The organism is Nocardioides sp. URHA0032 (assembly GCF_000620645.1).
Lineage (GTDB): Bacteria > Actinomycetota > Actinomycetes > Propionibacteriales > Nocardioidaceae > Nocardioides.
Genome location: NZ_JIAV01000015.1, coordinates 409,431 through 429,099 on the forward strand (window position 1 = coordinate 409,431; position 19,669 = coordinate 429,099).

The window sequence follows — 19,669 nt, forward strand, 5'->3', positions numbered from 1 at the left end:
GTATTCCTATCGGGTTACTGTAGTTCCGTGCATCCCGACTTCCTGATCGTCGGCGCCCCCAAGGCGGGAACCACGGCGCTGCACGCCGCACTGTCCCAGCACCCCGAGGTGTTCGTGACGACGCCGAAGGAGCCGAAGTTCTGGCTCTGCGACGGCGCCCCTCCCCCGGCCTGGCGCGGGCCGGGCGACGCCCACTCGCAGCGGGAGTGGGTGTGGCGGGCGGACGAGTACGCCGCGCTCTTCGCGCCGGCCCGACCCGGACGGGCGCGCGGCGAGAGCACGCCGTTCTACCTCTGGAGCCGCGGCGCGCACCGGCGGATCGCCGAGGCGCTGCCCGACGTACGCCTGATCGCCGTCGTGCGCGACCCGATCGACCGCGCGTACTCGAACTGGATGCACCTGTGGTCCGACGGCCTTGAGCAGGTGGCGGACTTCGACACGGCGTTCGCCCTGGAGGACGAGCGCGTGCGCGCCGGCTGGGCGCCCTTCTGGCGCTATCGCGAGCTCGGACGGTACGGCGAGCAGCTCGACCACCTGGTCCGGTACGTCGATCCCGATCGGGTGCTGGTGATGCGGTACCGCGACATCGTCGACGACCCGCCGGCCGCGGTGGACCGGGCGTGCCGGTTCCTCGGCATCACGCCCGGGATGGTCGCGACGATCCCGCGCGACAACGCCCGGTCGTTCGTCGAGCCGGGCTGGCGGCCGCGGGTCCTGGGCCCGGCGGTGCGAGCGGGCGCCTGGGCGGGCCAGTTCGTGCGACCCGAGGTGTGGCGACGCGCGAGCGAGCCGTTCGTGCGCCGGTTGACCGGCCCGGGAGCCGGTCCGCGCCCGCGACTGAGCGAGGAGCAGCGGGCGCGACTGCTCCCGGCGTTCGCCGACGACGTCGCACTGCTCTCGGAGCTGACCGGCGAGGACTTCTCGGACTGGCTGTCGACCGAGAGCCGCGGCTCGTTCGACGAGCGGCGCAAGGGCGCCTAGCGCACCAGCGTCACCAGGTCGTGCGCGCCGTCCGGACGGGCCGCCTCGACGTAGAAGCGGGTGCGCCCGTCGGGCAGCGGTACGGCCGACGCGTAGCGCCACGCGCCGTCGGAGAACGGCGAGGCCACCGGGTCCTCGTCGTCGGCGACCAGCCGGATGCCGTCCCACCGGGCGACGCCCGTGGTCTCGTGCCAGTTCGACGCGGCATCGGGCCGGCCGTCGTACAGGACGGTCAGCGGCTGCTGCGCGACGACCGCGGTCACCCGGGCACCGCGGGCGTCCCACCTGCCCGGGCGGCCGGCGAGCACCTCGCCCTGGTCGTCCCACGCCAGCCCGTCGGCGCTGGTGAGCAGGCGCGTGGCCATCCGGTCCTCCTGGCCGGCCTCGGTGAGCGGGTGGCAGCACAGCCACATCCGCCAGCCGCCGGGCGTCTGCTCGACGACCGGGTCCTTCACGGCCAGCGCGTCGTCGCCCGGCAGCACCACCTGGCGCTCGCCGGACGGCAGCCCGTCGGGCGACGCGGCCGTGAGGCTGTCGACCCACCAGTGCTTGGAGTCCGGTGTCGCGCAGGACAGGTAGAGGCGCCAGCGGCCGTCCGGCAGCGCGACCAGCACCGGGCGCTCGAAGGACTCGCACCCCAAGGCCTTGCGATGCACCTCCGCGACCGGCTCGAACGTGACGCCGTCGGCCGAGCGCGCCACCACCACCGACACGCCGCGACCCTCGGTGAGCGGTCGCCGGACCCGGTAGGTCAGCCAGAAGGTGCCGTCGACGAGGACCGCGCTCGCGGCGCCGGCCCAGTTGCCCGGGCCGGCGTCCGGCGCCGGCACCACGACCCGGACGCCCTCGTCGTACGACGGGACAGGGGGCAGCGTCTCCACGGACATGCGACCAGCATAGTCGACTCTTCCAGTCGACTATGGGACCGGCTGCCGGAGCAGGTCCGGCCGATGCCGGGGGTGCCGGTGAGGGCGCGCCCCGGCGTTTGGCACAGTGAGGCCCATGCCGGAGTCAGCTGACGAGGTCTACGCCCGGGTCCTGGCCGCCGCAGCGGACGGGCGACTGCCCGTCCCCGCGATGAGCAGCTGGGACATCTACCCGTGGGAGAGCGTCTGCGGCGCCGTGGTCCCGAAGCAGCTGCGCGCGCCGGGGACCGAGCAGCCCCGGGAGGGCGAGCCGGGCGGGAAGCCCTGCTGGGCCTGCGACGGGTTCTCGCCGGAGCGGATCGTCTGGGAGGACGAGCACTGGGTGCTGACGTCGGAGCCGGAGCCGAGCGGCCTCCCGCTGGTGCTGGTGCTGTGGACCCGGGAGCACTACGACGTCGGGGACTTCGACGACGAGCACGCCGCGGAGCTCGGCCGGATCGCGAACCGGCTGGTCCGGATCGTGGAGGCGATGCCGGGCATCGGCCGCGTGCACGTCAACCGCTGGGGCGACGGCTCCTCGCACTCCCACGTCTGGTTCTTCGCCCGTCCGCAGGGGTTCGACCAGATCAAGGGGTCCTACGCCGTGGAGTGGGACGAGATCCTGCCGCCGGTCCCCCAGGACGTCTGGCGCGCGGACCTGCACACCGTCGCGACCAAGCTGGCGAACTGGGGCGGCACCGCCCGCGCCTAGTACCGGGTCCGGAACTCCGTCCCCCCGGTGTCGGACGCCGGCCGCGCCTCGACGTGGTCGACGTGCGCGAGGCTCGGGCCGTCGCCGGCCCAGCGGACGAAGTCCTCGACGGCCCCCTCGTCGCCTTCGACGTGGATCGCGACCGAGCCGTCGGGCTCGTTGCGCACCCAGCCGGCGACCCCGAGCCGGGCGGCCTCGCGCTCGGCGTACATCCGGAACGAGACGCCCTGCACGCGGCCGGTCACCGTGAGGTCCATGGCAGTCCGCATGCCGCCATCCTGCCGCGGGAACCCTGACCGGATGGACGACGAGGGGGCGCACCCGGAGCGCTGGCGGATCCTCGCCGTCTCCCTCGTCATCGGGTTCATGGCCCTGCTCGACGTCACGATCGTCAACGTCGCGATCCCGTCGATCCAGTCGGGGCTGGGTACGTCCGCCGCGACCGTGCAGTGGGTGGTGTCCGGCTACGCGCTCGCCTTCGGCCTGACCCTGGTGACCGGCGGCCGCCTCGGGGACGCGTACGGCCGGCGCACGATGATGCTCATCGGGCTGGCCGGGTTCCTCGCGGCCAGCGCCGGCGTCGGGCTCGCCCCGACGGCGATCTGGGTGGTCGTCGGCCGGCTCGTGCAGGGCGCGAGCGCCGGCCTGCTGACCCCGCAGAACTCCGGGATCATCCAGGAGCTGTTCCGGGGCCGGGAGCGGGCGCGCGCGTTCGGGATGTTCGGGCTCGTGGTGTCGATCTCGTCGGCCACCGGACCGGTGCTCGGCGGGCTGATCATCGCGGTGTTCGGCGAGGAGCACGGGTGGCGCTACATCTTCCTGGTCAATGTGCCGATCGGGCTGGTCGCGATGGTCGCGGTCTGGCGGATGGTGCCGCAGCGTCCCCGCGACCAGCGCGAGACCGGAGCCCGGCTCGACCTGGCCGGCGCGGCCCTGCTCGGCATCACGGTGCTGTGCATCCTGCTGCCGACCGTGAACGCCGAGGGCGGCCACCTGCTGCCGCTGGTGCTGCTGCTCGCCGTGCCGGTCTTCGGCTGGCTGTTCGTGCGCCGGGAGGCCGGGCTGGTACGCCGGGGCGGCGCACCGCTGCTCGACGTCGGCCTGCTGCGGCGTACTCCCGGCTACGCGAGCGGCGTCGCCGTCGGGACCCTGTACTTCACCGGGTTCACCGGCTTCTTCCTCGTGCTGTCGGTCTACTACCAGGACGAGCTCGGGGTGTCGGCGCTGCAGGCGGGTCTGCTCCTGTGCCCGTTCGCCGTCGGGTCCGCGATCACCGCGCCGCTGTCCGGACGCGTGGTGTCGGACCTCCACCGCCGGGTCACCGTGGCCGCGATCTCGGTGATGATGGCGGGCGTCGTGCTGGTGGCGGTGCTCGTGCCGGCGGTCGTGACCGACCGGCTGTGGCTGGTCGCGGTGCCGGTGACGTTCCTGGCCGGTCTCGGCGGCGGAGGTGTGGTGTCGCCGAACATGACCCTGTCCCTGGAGGACGTGCCGCCCCGCATGGGCGGAGCGGCCGGCGGCGCCCTCCAGACCGGCCAGCGGATCGGCTCCTCCATCGGAGCCGCGCTGTCGATGACCGTCTACCAGTTGACGCTCTCAGCGGTCGACGGCGGCGCGGCGCTGCGGGCCGCTCTCGGCACCGGGCTGGTGCTGCTGGCGGCCGCGCTCGCGGCCGCGGTCGCCGCGGCTAGAGGATCGCGCCCGGCGAGTACGCCGCAGCCGCAGGATGCCGCGCCGTGACCTCGGCGACCCGGCGTACGACGGCCTCGACCTGGTCGACCGCCGCACCGGTGAAGGTGATCGGCTCCGCGACCAGCGTCGTGAGCTGGTCGGCGGTGAGGCCGAGGCGCTCGTCGGCGGCCAGCCGCGCGAAGACGTCGTTCTCGGCCTGGCCCTTGCGCATGTCGAGGGCGGTGCGGACCGCGGCCTCCTTGATCGCCTCGTGCGCGGCCTCGCGGCCGACGCCGTTGCGGACCGCGGCCATCAGCACCTTGGTGGTCGCCAGGAACGGCAGGTAGCGGTCCAGCTCGCGCTGGATCACGGCCGGGAACGCGCCGAACTCGTCGAGCACGGTCAGGAACGTCTCGAACAGGCCGTCCGCCGCGAAGAACGCGTCCGGCAGGGCGACCCGGCGTACGACGGAGTCCGAGACGTCGCCCTCGTTCCACTGGTCGCCGGCGAGCTCGCTGACCATCGAGAGGTGGCCGCGGAGCACGACCGCCAACCCGTTGACCCGCTCGCAGGAGCGACTGTTCATCTTGTGCGGCATGGCCGACGAGCCGACCTGGCCCTCCTGGAAGCCCTCGGTCACCAGCTCGTTGCCGGCCATCAGCCGGATCGTGGTCGCCAGGTTCGAGGGGCCCGCCACCAGCTGCACGAGCGCGGAGACCACGTCGAAGTCGAGGCTGCGCGGGTAGACCTGGCCGACGCTGGTCAGCACGTGCTCGAAGCCCAGGTGGTGCGCGACCCGCTCCTCGAGCTGCTGGAGCCGCGCGGTGTCCCCGTCGAGCAGGTCGAGCATGTCCTGCGCGGTGCCCATCGGGCCCTTGATGCCGCGCAGCGGGTAGCGCGCGAGCAGTTCCTCGACGCGGGCCAGGCCGATCAGCATCTCGTCGGCGATCGTCGCGAATCGCTTGCCGAGCGTGGTCGCCTGCGCCGCTACGTTGTGGCTGCGCCCGGCCATCACGGTGGCTTCGTGCTCCGCCGCCAGGCGGGCAAGACGGGCCAGGGTCGCGACCGCGCGGTCGCGGACCAGCGCGAGCGACTGCCGCACCTGGAGCTGCTCGACGTTCTCGGTGAGGTCGCGGCTGGTCATGCCCTTGTGGATGTGCTCGTGACCTGCGAGCGCCGAGAACTCCTCGATCCGCGCCTTCACGTCGTGCCGGGTCACCCGCTCGCGGGCCGCGATCGACGCGAGGTCGACCCCCTTCTCCCCGAGCTCGACGACGCCCCGGTACGCCTCGACGACACCGTCCGGCACCTCGATGCCGAGGTCGCGCTGCGCCTCCAGCACCGCGACCCAGAGCTGCCGCTCCAGCACGACCTTGTGCTCCGGCGACCAGATCTGCGCGAGCCCGGCGGACGCGTAGCGGGTGGCGAGGACGTTGGGGACGGTCACGGGGCGTCATTCTCCCATGCGCGTCGAGTCACGATTCGACGTGGGCGGCGATGTCGGAGCGGTGCTGGGCGCCGGGGAACGAGATCGCGGCGACACCGTCGTACGCCGAGGCGCGGGCCGCCTGCACGTCCCCACCGGTCGCGACCACGGCGAGCACCCGACCGCCCGCGGTGACCAGGTCGGCGCCGTCGAGGGCGGTGCCGGCGTGGATGACGTGCACCCGGTCGAGCGACCCGGCGGCGTCGGTGCCGGTGATCACGTCGCCCCGCGAGGCCGACTCGGGGTAGCCGGCCGAGGCCATCACGACCGCGACGGCGGCGCCGTCCTTCCACACCGGCGCCGGCACGGACGCGAGGGTGCCCGTCGCGGCGCCCATCAGCAGCGGGGACAGCGGCGCGTCGAGGAGTGCCAGCAGCGGCTGGGTCTCCGGGTCGCCCCAGCGCGCGTTGAACTCGATCACCCGGGTGCCGCGCGAGGTCAGCGCGAGGCCGGCGTACAGGAGACCCGAGAACGGCGTGCCGCGGCGCGCCATCTCGTCGACGGTCGGCTGGAGCACGTCGCGCAGCACCTCGCCGACCAGGCCCTCGGGCGCCCACGGGAGCGGGGTGTAGGCGCCCATCCCCCCGGTGTTGGGGCCGGCGTCGCCGTCGAAGATCCGCTTGAAGTCCTGGGCCGGCTGCAGCGGGTAGACGGTCGTGCCGTCGGTGATCGCGAACAGCGAGACCTCGGGGCCGTCGAGGTACTCCTCCACCACCACGCGGTCACAGCCGGCGGCGTGTGCGAGCGCGTCCTCGCGGGAGCTCGTCACCACCACGCCCTTCCCGGCAGCGAGGCCGTCGTCCTTCACGACGTACGGCGGTCCGAACCGGTCCAGGGCCGAGGCGACCTCGCTGACCGAGGAACAGAGGACAGCTGCGGCCGTCGGCACCGAGGCGGCCTCCATGACGGCCTTGGCGAACGCCTTCGACCCCTCGAGCTGCGCGGCGGCACCGGACGGGCCGAACACCGCGATCCCCTTGTCGCGTACGGCGTCCGCGACCCCCGCCACCAGCGGGGCCTCCGGACCGACCACCACGAGGTCGACGCCGAGGGACACCGCGAGCTCGGCGACGGCCGGGCCCGACATCGGGTCGACGTCGTGGAGCGTCGCGACGGCGGCGATGCCCGGGTTGCCCGGGGCGGCGTGCACCTCGGTGACGCCGGGGTCGTGCGCGAGCGCGCGGGCGAGGGCGTGCTCGCGGCCGCCGGTGCCGATGACGAGGGTCTTCACGTGCGACAACCCTAGGTGCGGCGGTCGATGGACTCGGAGTAGGCCGAGGGGCGATACCGCAGGATCGGGTCGTCGGAGAGCTCGATCCCGTCGACGACGCGGGCCGGGTCGAACACGACCGGGTCCTGGTCCGGCAGCTCCCCGGTGACCTCGATGGTCCCGCCGAGCAGCTCGCGAGCGTGCTTCCAGACCGACACCGCGCTGTGCGGGTCGTCGCCGTCGCCGGCGACCAGGAGGCGTACGTCGAAGCGCACCGGCCCGTTCGCGAGCCGGGCCGTCATCTCCTCGAACAGCCGGTCCCGCCCGGCGTACGTCCCGCTCGGCGGCCCGGCGTGCTGCGCGACGAACCGGTAGCGCACCCAGCTCAGGTGGTCGTCGGCGTCGCGCCAGCCGTACGCGTGGATCGGGTAGTACGTCGGCTGGGTGAAGCTCGCGTGCGAGGCGACCGCCTTGCTGCGCAGGCCGTCCAGCATCGCGCCCGCCATCCGGGGGTGCCGGAGCATGAACAGCGGGACCAGCACGGGCTTGCGCGACGCCTCGGTCATCGCGACGAACTCTTCCGGGCTGTCGGTCGGGAACCGCCGCGCGGTCTGGCCGAGCAGGTCGGTCTCCGTGCCGTCGGGGAGCCGGAACTTGACGGCCATGCCCCGGATGTCGGGCGCCTTGTCCGGCACCTCGGCGTCGCCGCCGGCGTTCGACCAGCGCACCAGCACCGGCACCGGCTCACCCGTCAGGTGCCCGGCGCGGCCGAGGGCCGCGGCCTCCGGGGTGGCGGTGAAGGTGCCGGCGTAGAAGCGGCCCTTCGCGTGCAGCGTGCGGTGCCGGTCCGGGCCGCGGAACGCGGCGCGCAACCGGTCGATGGCGACGACGGGGTCGAGCATGTCCCGGACGCTAGTGGGTCAGACGAGCTCGTGTCTCACGACGGTCGCTTCGCGCGACGGCCCGACGCCGACGGCCGAGATGCGTGCTCCGGACATCGCCTCGACGGCCTCGACGTACGCACGCGCGTTCGCCGGCAGGTCCTCGAACGTGCGCGCGGCGGAGAGGTCCTCCCACCAGCCGTCGAGGTACTCGTAGATCGGTACGGCGTGGTGGAAGTCGGACTGGTTGACCGGCATCTCGTCGTGGCGGGTGCCGTCGACGTCGTAGGCCACGCACACCGGGACCTTCTCGAGGCCGGTCAGCACGTCGAGCTTGGTGAGCACGAAGTCGGTGACGCCGTTGACGCGGGCGGCGTACCGGGCGATGACCGCGTCGTACCAGCCGCAGCGGCGCGGCCGGCCGGTGGTGGTGCCGTACTCGGCGCCGACCTTGCGCAGGTGCTCACCGGCGTCGTCGTTCAGCTCGGTCGGGAACGGGCCCTCGCCGACGCGCGTCGTGTACGCCTTGACGATGCCGATCACCTGGTCCAGCCGGGTCGGCGGGATGCCGGAGCCGGTGCAGGCGCCGCCCGAGGTCGCCGACGACGAGGTCACGAACGGGTAGGTGCCGTGGTCGACGTCCAGCAGCGTGGCCTGCCCGGCCTCGAGCAGCACGATCTCGTCGCGGTCGAGCGCCTGGTTGAGCAGCAGTCCGGTGTCGCAGACCATCGGGGCGAGCCGCTCGGCGTACGCCCGGAGCTCCTCGACGGTCTCGTCGACGGTCGCGGGCCGGCGGTTGTAGATCTTGGTGAGCACCTGGCCCTTGAGGTCGAGGACGCCCTCGACCTTCTGGCGCAGGATCTTCTCGTCGAAGATGTCCTGGATCCGGATGCCGATCCGGTTCATCTTGTCGGCGTACGTCGGCCCGATGCCGCGCCCGGTCGTGCCGATCCGGCGCGAGCCGAGGAACCGCTCGGTGACCTTGTCGAGGGTGCGGTTGTAGTCGGCGATCACGTGCGCGTTCGCGCTGATCCTCAGCCGCGACACGTCGACGCCGCGCGCGACGAGGCCGTCGAGCTCCTCGAACAGCACGGCCAGGTCGACGACGACGCCGTTCCCGATCACCGGGGTGCACCCCGGCGTGAGGATGCCGCTCGGCAGCAGGTGCAACGCGTACTTCTCGCTGCTGCCGTCCTCCTGGCCGATGACGACCGTGTGGCCGGCGTTGTTGCCGCCGTTGAACTTCACGACGTAGTCGACCCGGGAGCCGAGGAGATCGGTCGCCTTGCCCTTCCCCTCGTCGCCCCACTGGGCACCGATGATGGCGATGGCGGGCATGTGCTGCCTCCTGCGAAACGAGAGAAGCTCCGGCACAACAGCACCGGAGCTCTTGCGGCCAGAGGCTACCAAAGGGTGACCAGACCGTTCGAACGCTCGGATAGGGTCCGCCACGTGGACCCCCTCCTCGTCATCACCAACAGCGAGGCCGGCACCGCGGACGAGGAGAACCTGGCCGCTGCGCTGGCCGTGCTGCGCGAGCGCACGTCCGTGGAGGTGGCTGCGACCTCCAACCCGGGCGAGCTGGACGGCGTCCTGCACCGCGCCGGCTCGCGACCGGTCGTCGTGGCCGGGGGCGACGGCAGCCTGCACGCGGTGATCGCGGCGCTGCACCGCCGGCGCGACCTCGAGCACACCGTGCTCGGGCTGCTGCCCCTGGGCACCGGCAACGACTTCGCCCGCGGCATCGGCATCCCCCTCGACATCGAGGAGGCCGCGAACGTCGTGCTCCGCGGCCGCTCCCGGCCGATGGACCTGATCGTGGACGAGGTCGGCGAGGTGGTCGTCAACAGCGTGCACGTCGGCGTCGGCGCCGAGGCGAGCCGGCGGGCCGTGGGCCTGAAGGAGCGGCTGGGCAGGTTCGGCTACCCGCTGGGTGCGCTGCTCACCGCGCTCGACCCGCCGCTGGTCCGGCTGCGGGTGGAGGTCGACGGCGAGGTCGTCACCGACCTGGACGACCCGGTCCTGATGGTCGCCATCGGCAACGGCTCGTCGGTCGGCGGCGGCACCGAGCTGACGCCGGACGCCGACCCGAAGGACGGCCTGGTCGACGTGCTCGTCTCGCGGTCGACGGGACCGCTGGCCCGGGTGCTGTACACCGTGCGGCTCGGGTTCGCGACCCACCACCACCGCGAGGACGTGTCGTACCGCCGGGGGCGCACGGTCTCGGTCTCGGGAGGCCCGTTCTGGTGCAGCGCGGACGGCGAGATCTACGGCCCGGAGCGGCAGCGGACCTGGCACGTCGAGCCGGCCGCCTACTCGATGCTGCTGCCCTGAGGCGGACCTGGGCAGCTCAGATCCAGCCGCGCCGGGCCGCCTCGACGCCCGCCTGGAAGCGGGAGTCGGCGCCGAGCTCGCTCATCAGGTCGGCGACCCGGCGGCGCACCGTGCGCAGGCTGATCCCGAGCTTGCGGGCGATCTGCTCGTCGCGCTCGCCGGCGGCGAGCTGCTGGAGCAGGAAGCGGCGGCGGTCCGGGCGCCCGGCGACACCGCCGGCGGGTACGGCGGCGCGCTCCCAGAGCAGCTCGAACCACTGCGCCATCGCCTCCACGACCCCCCGCTGCCGGACGACCGCGAGCGGCATGTCGGCGTACCCGAGCGGTTCAGGGAGGACGACGTGCGAGTCGCCGATCACCAGCATCCGGGTGGGGACCTCGGGGAGCACGCGCACCTGCTCGCCGACCGCGGCCCGGGCCGAGAGCACCTTCGGGTCGCCGACCGCGTGCACCGGATAGATCGCGCGGGACGCCCGGCCGCTCCCGCGGAGCGCCTCGCCGACGAGCCCGGCCATCCGGTCCTCCCGGGGTCCACGCCACTGGTCCGGGCGCAGCCACAGCAGGTCGCCGCTGCTGCCCAGGACCAGCGACCGCACCAGATCGTAGATCTCGGCGCGGTCCGCCGCGGTCACGACCTCGCCGTCGATCGGCAGGCGGCCCTCGTGCTCGGACGGCACCGCCCGCCCCTCCTCCGCAGCGAGCAGCCCGACCGCGTCGGTGATCCCCTCCAGCTGGCGGCGCAGGCGCTGGGCGTGCACCGCCTGACCGGCCACCAGGATCCGCACCGCCTCGGCCGGGGGCTCCACGACCAGCTGGTCGCCGTCGCGCCGCACGATCCCCGCGCGCAGCAGCGGCGCGATCTGGTCGAGCAGCTCCGCGGGCGTGCGCAGCATGGACGCCGCGAGCCGCTCCAGGTCCCGGCCGGACTGGCTGCGTAGCCGCTGGTAGGTGCGGTCCACCTGCGCCGAGAACCCCAGCGCGGTGAGGACGGACGTCGAGCCGGGCCGGGGCATGGGCGCAGCGTAGCCCGATTGGCAGGTTGGTGACAGCGTCCTCTTGTCCCCCGATGGCAGGGACCGGTCAGTGCGACGATGCGCGCGTCGCGTCGACGGTCGCGCGCCTCTCGGGGCGCGACGGTCCCGCCACGACCCACATCGGGGGATCGGTCGTGCCGGGGGACGCACAGGACGGGGGCGCCGGTCCGCCACTCGGCGGCGGTTCCGGCGCCCTTCTCCTGGTTCGGTAGCGTGCCGCTGTCCCCGAACCCCCACAGCAGGAGCTGCGACCGCGATGGCACGAGGCAACCAGGGCGACCCCACCGACTGGGTGACCCGGGCGGCCGACGACACGATCCGCCACGCCCAGCAGCAGTACGGCGAGGGTCTCGCCGGGCACGTCATCACCTGCGCGTCGGGGGCGAGCCCGAGCGGGCCGATCCACCTCGGCAACCTGCGCGAGTTCATCACCCCCCACTTCGTCGCCGAGGAGATCCGCCGCCGCGGGATCGCCGTACGCCACCTGCACAGCTGGGACGACTTCGACCGCTTCCGCAAGGTCCCGGCGGGCGTCGACCCCTCCTGGAGCGAGCACATCGGCCGGCCGCTCTCGGCCGTCCCCGACCCGTGGGAGTGCCACGACTCCTGGGCGGAGCACTTCAAGGCACCGCTGCGCGCGGCGCTCGCGGAGCTGGGCGTGGAGATGGAGGAGGTCTCGCAGACCGAGCAGTACCGCGCCGGCGCCTACACCGAGCAGGTCCTCCACGCGATCCGGCACCGCGACGTCATCGAGGAGGTGCTGGCCCGGCACCGCACCAAGAAGGCGGAGCCGGCACCGGAGAACGAGCAGGAGGCCGAGGCGCTGGCCGACTCCGTCGCCGACGACGAGGACGACCAGCCGAGCGGCGCTGGCAACCTGGCCCGGTTCCCGTACAAGCCCTACTGCCGCCAGTGCGGACGCGACACCGTGGTGGTCACTGCGTACGACGACGAGACGACCGACCTCTCCTACACCTGCACCTCGTGCGGCTTCACCGGCGTCACCAACGTGGCGACCCAGCACGAGGGCAAGCTGGTGTGGAAGATCGACTGGCCGATGCGTTGGGCCTACGAGGGCGTCGACTTCGAGCCGGGCGGGCTCGACCACTCCACCCCGGGCTCGTCGTACACCGTCGGCAAGGAGATCGTGAAGCGCGTCTTCGACTTCCGGGCGCCGTCGTACGTCGCCTACGCCTTCGTCGGCTTCGCCGGGGTGCAGAAGATGTCGTCCTCGGCCGGTGGCGTGCCGACGGCCGCCGACGCGCTTACGATCCTCGAGGCGCCGATCCTGCGGTGGCTCTACGTCCGCCGGCAGCCCAAGCAGGCGTTCAACATCGACTTCGGCGCCGAGGTCGTGCGCCTGTACGACGAGTGGGACGCGCTCGGCAGGAAGGCCGCCGATCCCTCGCGGCGCGATGCCCAGGTGCTCGCGTTCGAGCGGGCCTCGGCGACCTCGAGCGCGGGGACCCTGCCGACCCCCGCCGTGGTCGCGCCGTTCCGGTTGCTCTCGTCGGTCGCCGACGTCACCGCGGGCAGCGCCGAGCTGATCAGCCGGATCGTCGGCGACGTCGGCCACGAGCACGCGGCGGTCGAGGACCTCGAGCCGCGGCTGACCAAGGCGATGACGTGGGTGTCGGACTACGTGCCGAGCGAGGACCGGACGACCGTCCGGTCGTCCCCCGACACCGAGCGGCTGGCCGCGCTCAGCGAGGACGAGGAGATCTGGCTGCGCCAGCTGCTCGACCGGCTGCCGGACCAGCTCGAGCTGGACTCGGTCACGGCGCTGATCTACGGCGTGCCCAAGCTGGCGCGCGGGCTCGGCCTCGACGACGCGCCGACCGACGAGGTGAAGCAGGACCAGAAGGACTTCTTCCGGCTGCTCTACCACCTGCTCGTCGATGCCGACCGCGGGCCGCGGCTGCCCACGCTGTTCCTCGCCCTCGGCGCCGAGAAGGTGCGGGCCCTGCTCACTCCTCGCTGAGCAGCTCCGCGTAGCCGGTCGGGCTGGAGTCGCGCAGGAACTCCGCGCAGCGCTCCCACTCGGCGTCCTCGCCGATCGCGCGGGCCGCGAGGGCGAGCAGCGCCAGGCAGGTGAGGAAGCCGCGGTTCGGCTCGTGCTCCCACGGCACCGGTCCGTGGCCCTTCCAGCCGTTGCGGCGCAGCAGGTCCAGGCTGCGGTGGTAGCCGACGCGCGCGTATGCGTAGATCGTCACCGGGTCGTCCTCGGCCTCCGCGGCGAGGGTCGCCAGCGTGGCCCAGGCGAGCGGCGACTCGGGGTGCCGGCGTACGACGTCCATCGCGTCGGCGCCCGGGACCAGGTCGGCCGCGGCCGGGTCCTCGGGGAGGTGCGTGGGCGGGGGTCCCGCCATCAGGTCCGATCCGCTGAACGAGCTCATGGGAGCAATTGTCCACGGTCGGGTGTTAGGTGGACCCGTGACCCAGTCAGCTCCCCCCACCACCACCGACCCGACCGGCGGGAAGGAGCCGTGGCCGGCGCTGTTCGCGCTGTGCATCGGCTTCTTCATGATCCTCGTCGACACCACGATCGTCTCGGTGGCGACACCGGCGATCATCGAGGACCTGCACGCCAGCGTGAACGACGTCGTCTGGGTGACCAGCGCCTACCTGCTGGCCTACGCCGTACCGGTGCTGATCACCGGCCGGCTGGGTGACCGGTTCGGTCCCAAGAACCTCTACATGCTCGGCCTGACGGTCTTCACGCTGGCGTCGCTGTGGTGCGGCCTGACCGGCTCGATCGAGATGCTGATCGCCGCGCGCGTCGTGCAGGGCCTGGGCGCCTCGATGATCACGCCGCAGACGATGGCGATCATCACGCGCATCTTCCCGCCCGAGCGGCGCGGCGCGGCCATGGCGCTGTGGGGCGCCACCGCGGGTGTCGCCACCCTGGTCGGCCCGATCCTCGGCGGCGTGCTCGTCGACGGCTTCGGCTGGGAGTGGATCTTCTTCATCAACGTCCCGGTCGGCCTGGTCGGCTTCGTGCTCGCGCTGCGGCTCGTGCCGAAGCTCCCGACCCACAGCCACCAGTTCGACTGGCTCGGCGTCGCGCTCAGCGGCGCCGGGATGTTCCTCCTCGTCTTCGGCATCCAGGAGGGCCACCAGTACAGCTGGAACGCCACGATCTGGGCGACGATCATCGCCGGCCTCGTGGTGCTCGGCCTCTTCGTGCTCTGGCAGTCCCGCAACCGCAACGAGCCGCTGGTGCCGCTCGGGCTGTTCCGGGACCGCAACTTCTCGCTGGCGAACGTCGCGATCTCGGTGATGGGCTTCTCGATCACCTCGCTGTCGATCCCGATCATGATCTGGGCGCAGGTCGTCCGTGGCCTGAGTCCGACCCGGTCCGCGCTGCTGCTGGTGCCGATGGCGCTGATGACGCTCCTGCTCGCGAAGTTCGTGGGCGGCCTGACCGACCGGCTGCACCCGCGGCTGCTCACCGCGTTCGGCTTCGGCTGCCTGTTCGTCGGCCTGTTGTGCCTGACGTTCGCGATGACGCCGGACACCTCGATCTGGTGGACGGTGCCCCCGATGCTCGTGTTCGGTGTCGGCAACGCGTTCGTCTGGGCGCCGAACAGCGCGACCGCGACCCGCAACCTGCCGGTCCAGCTGGCCGGCGCCGGCTCGGGCGTCTACAACGCCACCCGCCAGGTGGGCGCGGTCCTCGGCTCGGCGGCGATCGCGGTGCTGATCGACTCGCGGCTCGCGGCCGAGGGCCTGCCGTCGTTCAGCGGGGCCGAGGGCTCGGGCTCCGGCGCTCCGCTGCCCCCGGCCGTCGCCCAGGCCTTCAGCGACGCGATGGCCACCGCGGTGCTGCTCCCGGTCGCGGCGTTCGTGCTCGGCTTCCTCGCGGTGCTGTTCTTCGAGAAGCCCCGCCACTCCGGCTACACCGGCGTACCCGCCGCCGGGTCTGCTGCGACGTCCTCGGCCGACTGACCAGCTGGACCTCAGCCCAGCGACTTCCCCGCGGAGCGGAGGTTCTCGCACGCCTCGACGACGCGGGCGGCCATGCCGGCCTCGGCGGCCTTGCCCCAGGCACGGGGGTCGTAGGACTTCTTGTCGCCGACCTCGCCGTCGACCTTGAGCACGCCGTCGTAGTGCTGGAACATGTGCCCGGCGACGGGGCGCGTGAAGGCGTACTGGGTGTCGGTGTCGACGTTCATCTTCACGACGCCGTAGTCGACGGCCGCGCCGATCTCCTCGGCGGACGAGCCGGAGCCGCCGTGGAAGACCAGGTGGAACGGCTTCGAGCCGGGCTCGAGGCCGAACTCGGTGACGACCGCCTCCTGGGCCTCCTGGAGGACCTCGGGACGCAGCTTGACGTTGCCCGGCTTGTAGACGCCGTGCACGTTGCCGAAGGTCAGCGCGGTCATGTAGTAGCCACGGTCGCCGTACCCGAGCGCCCGGGCGGTGGCGATGGCGTCGGCGGGGGTCGAGTAGAGCTTCTCGTTGATCTCGTGCGCGACGCCGTCCTCCTCGCCGCCGACCACGCCGACCTCGATCTCGAGGATCACCTTGGCCTTGATGCAGCGGTCGAGGAGCTCCTCGGCGATGTGCAGGTTCTCCTCCAGGGGTACGGCGGAGCCGTCCCACATGTGCGACTGGAAGAGCGGCGCCTCGCCACGCGCGACCCGCTCCTCGGAGATCGCCAGCAGCGGCCGGACGAAGCCGTCGAGCTTGTCCTGGGGGCAGTGGTCGGTGTGCAGCGCGATGTTCACCGGGTAGTTCTTCGCGACCTCGGCGGCGTACGCGGCGAACGCGACCGAGCCGGCGACCATGTTCTTCACCGTCGGCCCGGAGAGGTAGTCCGCGCCACCGGTGGAGACCTGGATGATGCCGTCGGAGCCGGCCTCCGCGAAGCCCGCGAGCGCCGCATTGAGGGTCTGGGAGGACGACACGTTGATGGCGGGGAACGCGAAGCGGTTCTCCTTGGCCGTGTCGAGCATCTCGGCGTACTTCTCGGGAGTCACGATGGGCATGCTCCGACCCTACTAGCGTCGAGCCGTGGTGCTCACGGGTCGGACGGCGGATGCGGACGCCGCGATCGAGGAAGTCTCGCGGCTCCTGACAACGGATCGGCCGCCTGCTCCGTCCTCCTGACATGGACACCGACATCCGCGACGAGATCGAGCACTCCTTCGGCGACGGGCCGGCGCACCCGCCCGTCGAGGACCAGCTGGCGGCGGGCCGGCGGGCGCTGCGGCGACGCCGGGGTCTCGTGGCGACGGCCGCGTGCGCCGCGATCGTGGCGCTCGGCGCGTCGTACGCCGTCGCCGGCTCCGGGGCGCGCGACGACGCCGGCACGCACATCGCGAACGACCCGACGGGCTCGGCCTCCCCGACGGCGTCGCCCTCCGACGCGGGCCGGGAGGACGACGTCCCGCTCCGCTACGTCGACGGGAAGCTGCAGCTCCGGCCCGGGGTGGTCGTGCACCAGCGCATCGAGAACCCGTACGACTACCAGCCACCGAAGGGGTCAGACGCCCTCGATCTCACCTGGCGCGGCCAGCGCAGCTGGGTCCTCGCGGACCACACCGGCCGCGGCTTCGGCTACAGCGCGACCGTGCCGAGCAACGGCTGGGCGAGCTTCGCCGCCTGGGTCGCCGACCAGGTGGGTGCGGCCGTGCCCGGTGACGACGGCTGGCCCGAGACCGTCCGGCTCGACGACCGGGATGAGGTGGTCGCAGCCGCCGGCGCGCGGATCGTGCAGCGCACCGACGAGCCCCGTCTGGGCGAGAGCTTCGCTTCGCCGGGGACGCGCACCGGCGCCGCGGTCGTCACCGTCGACGGCGACGAGAGGTCCTACTTCGTGGTCTGGCGCGTCGTCGACGGCGAGCTGGACGTGATCACGACGCCGCCGCGGGATGTCGTGGGCGCCACGTTCGAGGAGCTCCTGACATACGCCCGGGCGCAGTACGCCTCGGGCGAGGGCCTCCGGTGAACCGCTCGGCCCGGGACGCGGCGTTCACGGAGTTCGTCCGGGCCCGGCGCACCCACCTGCGCCGGATCGCCTACGCGATCTGCGGCGACTGGCACCGCGCCGACGACCTGGTGCAGACCGCGCTGGTCAAGCTGTACGTCGCCTGGCCGCGGCTGGACCGCGAGGGCCGGGAGGAGGCGTACGTCCGCACCATCATCGTGCGCGCCGACATCGACGAGCACCGGCGGTCCTGGCGGCGGGAGCGGGCCGGCCTGCCCGAGGTCGAGCGGCCGGCCCGGGAGGAGCTGCCGGCAGAGGAGCGGTCCGCGCTGTTCGACGCGCTCCAGGCCTTGCCCACGATGCAGCGGAAGGTCGTGGTGCTGCGGCACTGGCTCGGCCTCTCGGTCGAGGAGACCGCGCACGAGCTGCGGATCAGCCAGGGCACGGTGAAGAGCCACTCGTCCCGTGGGCTGGCGGCGCTCAGGGAGACGCTGGCGGCTCGGGACTGAGTGTCCACCCGGTCACGAGCCGCCCCGCCAGGCCGCGCCGTCGGAGAGGTCGGCGTGCTCGCGCACCCAGGCGTGCATCGCGATGGCGGCGGCAGAGGACGCGTTGATCGACCGCGTGGAGCCGAACTGCGCGATCGAGAAGGTCCCGTCGCACGCCGTCCGCGCGCCCTCGGACAGCCCGGGACCCTCCTGGCCGAAGAGGAAGCAGACCCGGCGCGGCACCGTCGTCGTCTCGAGGTGCAGCGACCCCGGCAGGTTGTCGATGCCGAGCAGCGTCAACTCCCGCTCGTGCAGGTACGCCGCGAGCGCCGGCACGTCGGGGTGGTGGCGGACGTGCTGGTACCGGTCGGTCACCATGGCGCCGCGGCGGTTCCACCGGCGGTTGCCCACGATGTGCACCTCCGCGGCGAGGAACGCGTTCGCGGTCCGCACGATCGTCCCGATGTTGAAGTCGTGCTGCCAGTTCTCGATCGCGACGTGGAAGTCGTGCCGCCGCGTGTCCAGGTCGGCCACGATCGCCTCGACCGTCCAGTACCGGTAGCGGTCCACGACGTTGCGCCGGTCGCCCTCCGCGAGCAGCCGCGCGTCGTACTGCTCCCCCTCCGGCCACGGCCCCTCCCACGGACCGATGCCGACCTCGGGCGGACCGTGCGGCATCGGGTCGTACGGCGCGCGCTCCTCCACGGCGGACACGGTAGGGGATGCTTCATGTCGCGTTCACGTCCGACGGGTACCGTTGTGACGTGATTCCCGCCCTCGTCCCGGCACCGTTGCTGCTGGGCATGGACTGGATGGACCCGAACTGGCTGCTCGACCAGTTCGGCGGGGCCTTCTACTGGATCAGCCTGGTCATCCTGTTCATCGAGTGCGGGCTGTTCTTCCCGTTCCTGCCGGGCGACACGCTGCTGTTCGCCCTGGGGTTGTTCCTCAACTCCGGCCGGATCGACGTGTTCGGCACGCCGCCGGTCGTCGAGGTCCTGATCGCGTTCGTGCTGCTGACGGCCGCGGCCTTCCTGGGCAACGTGGTCGGCTACGAGATCGGCCGGGCGATCGGGCCACCGCTCTACGAGCGCAACGGCCGGCTGCTGAAGAAGAAGTACTTCGACCAGACGGCCGCGTTCTTCGACCGGCACGGCAACAAGGCGCTGGTGATCGGCCGGTTCGTGCCGTTCGTCCGCACCTTCATCACCGTCGTGGCGGGCGTGACCCGGATGGACCGCCGCCGGTTCTTCCTGTGGAGCGCGGTCGGTGCGGTGCTGTGGGTCGGCAGCATCCTGTTCGCCGGATTCACGCTGGGCCACGCGTTCCCGAGCCTCGGCGAGAACATCGACAAGGCGATCCTGGTCATCCTCGCCTTCACGGTCGTCCCGATCGCCTGGGAGCTGTGGCAGCGCAGGCGGCACCGCTCGCGGCGTCGGGCCGACCCGAAGACCTCCGGCGAGCCGACCGCGGCCGAGACCACCGAGGTCTGACTAGGCCCCCCGCGCCGCGTCGAGCTGCACCTTGGTCAGCACCGCGCGCACCTCGAGCCCGGCGTCGGCCAGCGGGTTCTCACCGACCGGGCTGCGGTCGATCGCGCACACCACGACCTCGACCGTGGCGCCGGCCGCCCGCAGCGCGTCGGTGGCCTCGCGCACGGCGCCGCCCGTGGTGATGACGTCCTCGATCAGCGTCACCCGCCGGCTGGCGACGTCCGGGCCCTCGGCGAGCTTGCAGGTGCCGTACTCCTTGGCCTTCTTGCGCACGAAGAGCGCCGGGCGTCCGGTCAGGCTGCTCACCATGGTCGCGATCGGGACCCCACCGAGCTCGAGCCCGCCCAGCAGGTCCGTGTCCGGCGGCAGCAGCCGGACCATCTCGCGCGCGACCCGCAGCAGCAGCTGGGGGTCGGCCTCGAAGAGGTACTTGTCGAAGTACTCCGTCGCCTGCTGTCCCGAGCGGAGCGTGAACTCCCCGGTCAGGCGGCAGATCGCGTCGATGTCGGCTGCCAGCGTCTCGTCCACGGGCCCGACAATATC

Annotated in this window: 20 protein-coding genes; 9 read left to right on the plus strand and 11 right to left on the minus strand. The window is 72.7% G+C overall.

What is annotated here, in order from left to right; all coding sequences use genetic code 11:
- Positions 1-27 precede the first annotated feature (27 nt).
- Complete coding sequence (locus tag N538_RS0106545) at positions 28-981, plus strand: sulfotransferase family protein (protein WP_036569601.1); 954 nt, start codon at positions 28-30, stop codon at positions 979-981.
- On the opposite strand, the gene N538_RS0106550 is transcribed toward N538_RS0106545, so the two are convergent.
- The gene (locus N538_RS0106550; protein ID WP_028636649.1) at positions 978-1,868 is read right to left on the minus strand and encodes a hypothetical protein; all 891 of its coding nucleotides are present in this window, start codon (positions 1,866-1,868) and stop codon (positions 978-980) included. The genes N538_RS0106545 and N538_RS0106550 overlap by 4 nt on opposite strands.
- A 115-nt stretch (positions 1,869-1,983) precedes the next feature.
- Here N538_RS0106550 and N538_RS24125 point away from each other — a divergent pair, with 115 nt between their 5' ends.
- Complete coding sequence (locus N538_RS24125) at positions 1,984-2,598, plus strand: hypothetical protein (RefSeq protein ID WP_051548866.1); 615 nt, start codon at positions 1,984-1,986, stop codon at positions 2,596-2,598.
- Here the strand turns inward: N538_RS24125 and N538_RS0106560 are convergent.
- A complete protein-coding gene (locus N538_RS0106560) occupies positions 2,595-2,867 on the minus strand; it encodes an acylphosphatase (RefSeq protein ID WP_028636650.1) in 273 nt (90 codons plus the stop codon). The genes N538_RS24125 and N538_RS0106560 overlap by 4 nt on opposite strands.
- Before the next feature lie 31 nt (positions 2,868-2,898).
- On the opposite strand from N538_RS0106560, the gene N538_RS0106565 reads away from it, so the two are divergent.
- On the plus strand, positions 2,899-4,338 hold the full coding sequence (locus N538_RS0106565) for an MFS transporter (RefSeq protein WP_028636651.1): 1,440 nt from the start codon (positions 2,899-2,901) through the stop codon (positions 4,336-4,338).
- Here N538_RS0106565 and purB read toward each other — a convergent pair.
- From purB to N538_RS0106585, 4 genes are read right to left on the minus strand one after another with little or no spacing between them, the layout of a single operon-like run.
- Entirely contained in the window at positions 4,286-5,716 is a 1,431-nt protein-coding gene (purB, locus tag N538_RS0106570) for an adenylosuccinate lyase (protein WP_028636652.1), read from the minus strand. The two genes, N538_RS0106565 and purB, sit on opposite strands and share 53 nt — an antisense overlap.
- A gap of 28 nt (positions 5,717-5,744) precedes the next feature.
- A complete protein-coding gene (purD, locus tag N538_RS0106575; protein ID WP_028636653.1) occupies positions 5,745-6,986 on the minus strand; it encodes a phosphoribosylamine--glycine ligase in 1,242 nt (413 codons plus the stop codon).
- An 11-nt stretch (positions 6,987-6,997) separates the two neighbouring features.
- Entirely contained in the window at positions 6,998-7,867 is an 870-nt protein-coding gene (locus tag N538_RS0106580; protein ID WP_028636654.1) for a catalase, read from the minus strand.
- An 18-nt stretch (positions 7,868-7,885) separates the two neighbouring features.
- Positions 7,886-9,184 (minus strand): adenylosuccinate synthase, encoded by a 1,299-nt coding sequence (locus N538_RS0106585; RefSeq protein WP_028636655.1) that lies wholly within the window; start codon positions 9,182-9,184, stop codon positions 7,886-7,888.
- Positions 9,185-9,298: 114 nt separating this feature from the next.
- On the opposite strand from N538_RS0106585, the gene N538_RS0106590 reads away from it, so the two are divergent.
- Positions 9,299-10,180: a diacylglycerol/lipid kinase family protein gene (locus N538_RS0106590; protein ID WP_028636656.1), complete on the plus strand. Its 882-nt coding sequence runs from the start codon at positions 9,299-9,301 to the stop codon at positions 10,178-10,180.
- 16 nt (positions 10,181-10,196) lie between these two features.
- Here the strand turns inward: N538_RS0106590 and N538_RS0106595 are convergent, their stop codons facing one another.
- On the minus strand, positions 10,197-11,192 hold the full coding sequence (locus N538_RS0106595) for a helix-turn-helix transcriptional regulator (RefSeq protein ID WP_028636657.1): 996 nt from the start codon (positions 11,190-11,192) through the stop codon (positions 10,197-10,199).
- A gap of 277 nt (positions 11,193-11,469) precedes the next feature.
- Here N538_RS0106595 and lysS point away from each other — a divergent pair, with 277 nt between their 5' ends.
- Positions 11,470-13,194 carry a lysine--tRNA ligase gene (gene lysS, locus N538_RS0106600; protein ID WP_028636658.1) on the plus strand — a complete coding sequence of 575 codons (1,725 nt, stop codon included), beginning with the start codon at positions 11,470-11,472 and terminating at the stop codon, positions 13,192-13,194.
- Here the strand turns inward: lysS and N538_RS0106605 are convergent.
- Positions 13,181-13,609, minus strand: coding sequence for a DUF3151 domain-containing protein (locus tag N538_RS0106605; protein ID WP_028636659.1), 429 nt, complete (start codon positions 13,607-13,609; stop codon positions 13,181-13,183). The two genes, lysS and N538_RS0106605, sit on opposite strands and share 14 nt — an antisense overlap.
- A 37-nt stretch (positions 13,610-13,646) precedes the next feature.
- Between N538_RS0106605 and N538_RS24130 the strand changes: the two genes are divergently transcribed.
- Positions 13,647-15,161 carry a DHA2 family efflux MFS transporter permease subunit gene (locus tag N538_RS24130; RefSeq protein ID WP_051548869.1) on the plus strand — a complete coding sequence of 505 codons (1,515 nt, stop codon included), beginning with the start codon at positions 13,647-13,649 and terminating at the stop codon, positions 15,159-15,161.
- 11 nt (positions 15,162-15,172) lie between these two features.
- On the opposite strand, the gene fbaA is transcribed toward N538_RS24130, so the two are convergent.
- Positions 15,173-16,204, minus strand: a complete 1,032-nt coding sequence (gene fbaA / locus N538_RS0106615; RefSeq protein ID WP_028636660.1) for a class II fructose-bisphosphate aldolase — start codon at positions 16,202-16,204, stop codon at positions 15,173-15,175.
- Between the two features lie 122 nt (positions 16,205-16,326).
- On the opposite strand from fbaA, the gene N538_RS0106620 reads away from it, so the two are divergent.
- Entirely contained in the window at positions 16,327-17,166 is an 840-nt protein-coding gene (locus tag N538_RS0106620) for a hypothetical protein (RefSeq protein WP_028636661.1), read from the plus strand.
- Entirely contained in the window at positions 17,163-17,654 is a 492-nt protein-coding gene (locus tag N538_RS0106625; RefSeq protein WP_028636662.1) for a SigE family RNA polymerase sigma factor, read from the plus strand. Before N538_RS0106620 ends, N538_RS0106625 begins: the two co-directional genes overlap by 4 nt.
- A gap of 12 nt (positions 17,655-17,666) precedes the next feature.
- Here N538_RS0106625 and N538_RS0106630 read toward each other — a convergent pair whose 3' ends face one another.
- Positions 17,667-18,311, minus strand: coding sequence for a TrmH family RNA methyltransferase (locus N538_RS0106630; protein WP_036569721.1), 645 nt, complete (start codon positions 18,309-18,311; stop codon positions 17,667-17,669).
- Positions 18,312-18,397: 86 nt separating this feature from the next.
- On the opposite strand from N538_RS0106630, the gene N538_RS24135 reads away from it, so the two are divergent.
- Positions 18,398-19,126, plus strand: coding sequence for a DedA family protein (locus tag N538_RS24135; protein ID WP_231496151.1), 729 nt, complete (start codon positions 18,398-18,400; stop codon positions 19,124-19,126).
- Here N538_RS24135 and pyrE read toward each other — a convergent pair whose 3' ends face one another.
- Positions 19,127-19,654: an orotate phosphoribosyltransferase gene (pyrE, locus tag N538_RS0106640; RefSeq protein ID WP_028636664.1), complete on the minus strand. Its 528-nt coding sequence runs from the start codon at positions 19,652-19,654 to the stop codon at positions 19,127-19,129.
- Positions 19,655-19,669 lie beyond the last annotated feature (15 nt).

What these genes read in the sequence shown, in the direction of transcription:
- N538_RS0106560 (WP_028636650.1), bottom strand. Translation starts at nt 2,867, where the DNA reads ATGCGGACTGCCATGGACCTCACGGTGACCGGCCGCGTGCAGGGCGTC.
- N538_RS0106580 (WP_028636654.1), bottom strand. Translation starts at nt 7,867, where the DNA reads ATGCTCGACCCCGTCGTCGCCATCGACCGGTTGCGCGCCGCGTTCCGC.
- N538_RS0106585 (WP_028636655.1), bottom strand. Translation starts at nt 9,184, where the DNA reads ATGCCCGCCATCGCCATCATCGGTGCCCAGTGGGGCGACGAGGGGAAG.
- N538_RS0106620 (WP_028636661.1), top strand. Translation starts at nt 16,327, where the DNA reads ATGGACACCGACATCCGCGACGAGATCGAGCACTCCTTCGGCGACGGG.
- lysS (WP_028636658.1), top strand. Translation starts at nt 11,470, where the DNA reads ATGGCACGAGGCAACCAGGGCGACCCCACCGACTGGGTGACCCGGGCG.
- fbaA (WP_028636660.1), bottom strand. Translation starts at nt 16,204, where the DNA reads ATGCCCATCGTGACTCCCGAGAAGTACGCCGAGATGCTCGACACGGCC.
- N538_RS0106605 (WP_028636659.1), bottom strand. Translation starts at nt 13,609, where the DNA reads ATGAGCTCGTTCAGCGGATCGGACCTGATGGCGGGACCCCCGCCCACG.
- N538_RS0106595 (WP_028636657.1), bottom strand. Translation starts at nt 11,192, where the DNA reads ATGCCCCGGCCCGGCTCGACGTCCGTCCTCACCGCGCTGGGGTTCTCG.
- N538_RS0106630 (WP_036569721.1), bottom strand. Translation starts at nt 18,311, where the DNA reads ATGCCGCACGGTCCGCCCGAGGTCGGCATCGGTCCGTGGGAGGGGCCG.
- N538_RS0106565 (WP_028636651.1), top strand. Translation starts at nt 2,899, where the DNA reads ATGGACGACGAGGGGGCGCACCCGGAGCGCTGGCGGATCCTCGCCGTC.
- N538_RS24125 (WP_051548866.1), top strand. Translation starts at nt 1,984, where the DNA reads ATGCCGGAGTCAGCTGACGAGGTCTACGCCCGGGTCCTGGCCGCCGCA.
- N538_RS0106550 (WP_028636649.1), bottom strand. Translation starts at nt 1,868, where the DNA reads ATGTCCGTGGAGACGCTGCCCCCTGTCCCGTCGTACGACGAGGGCGTC.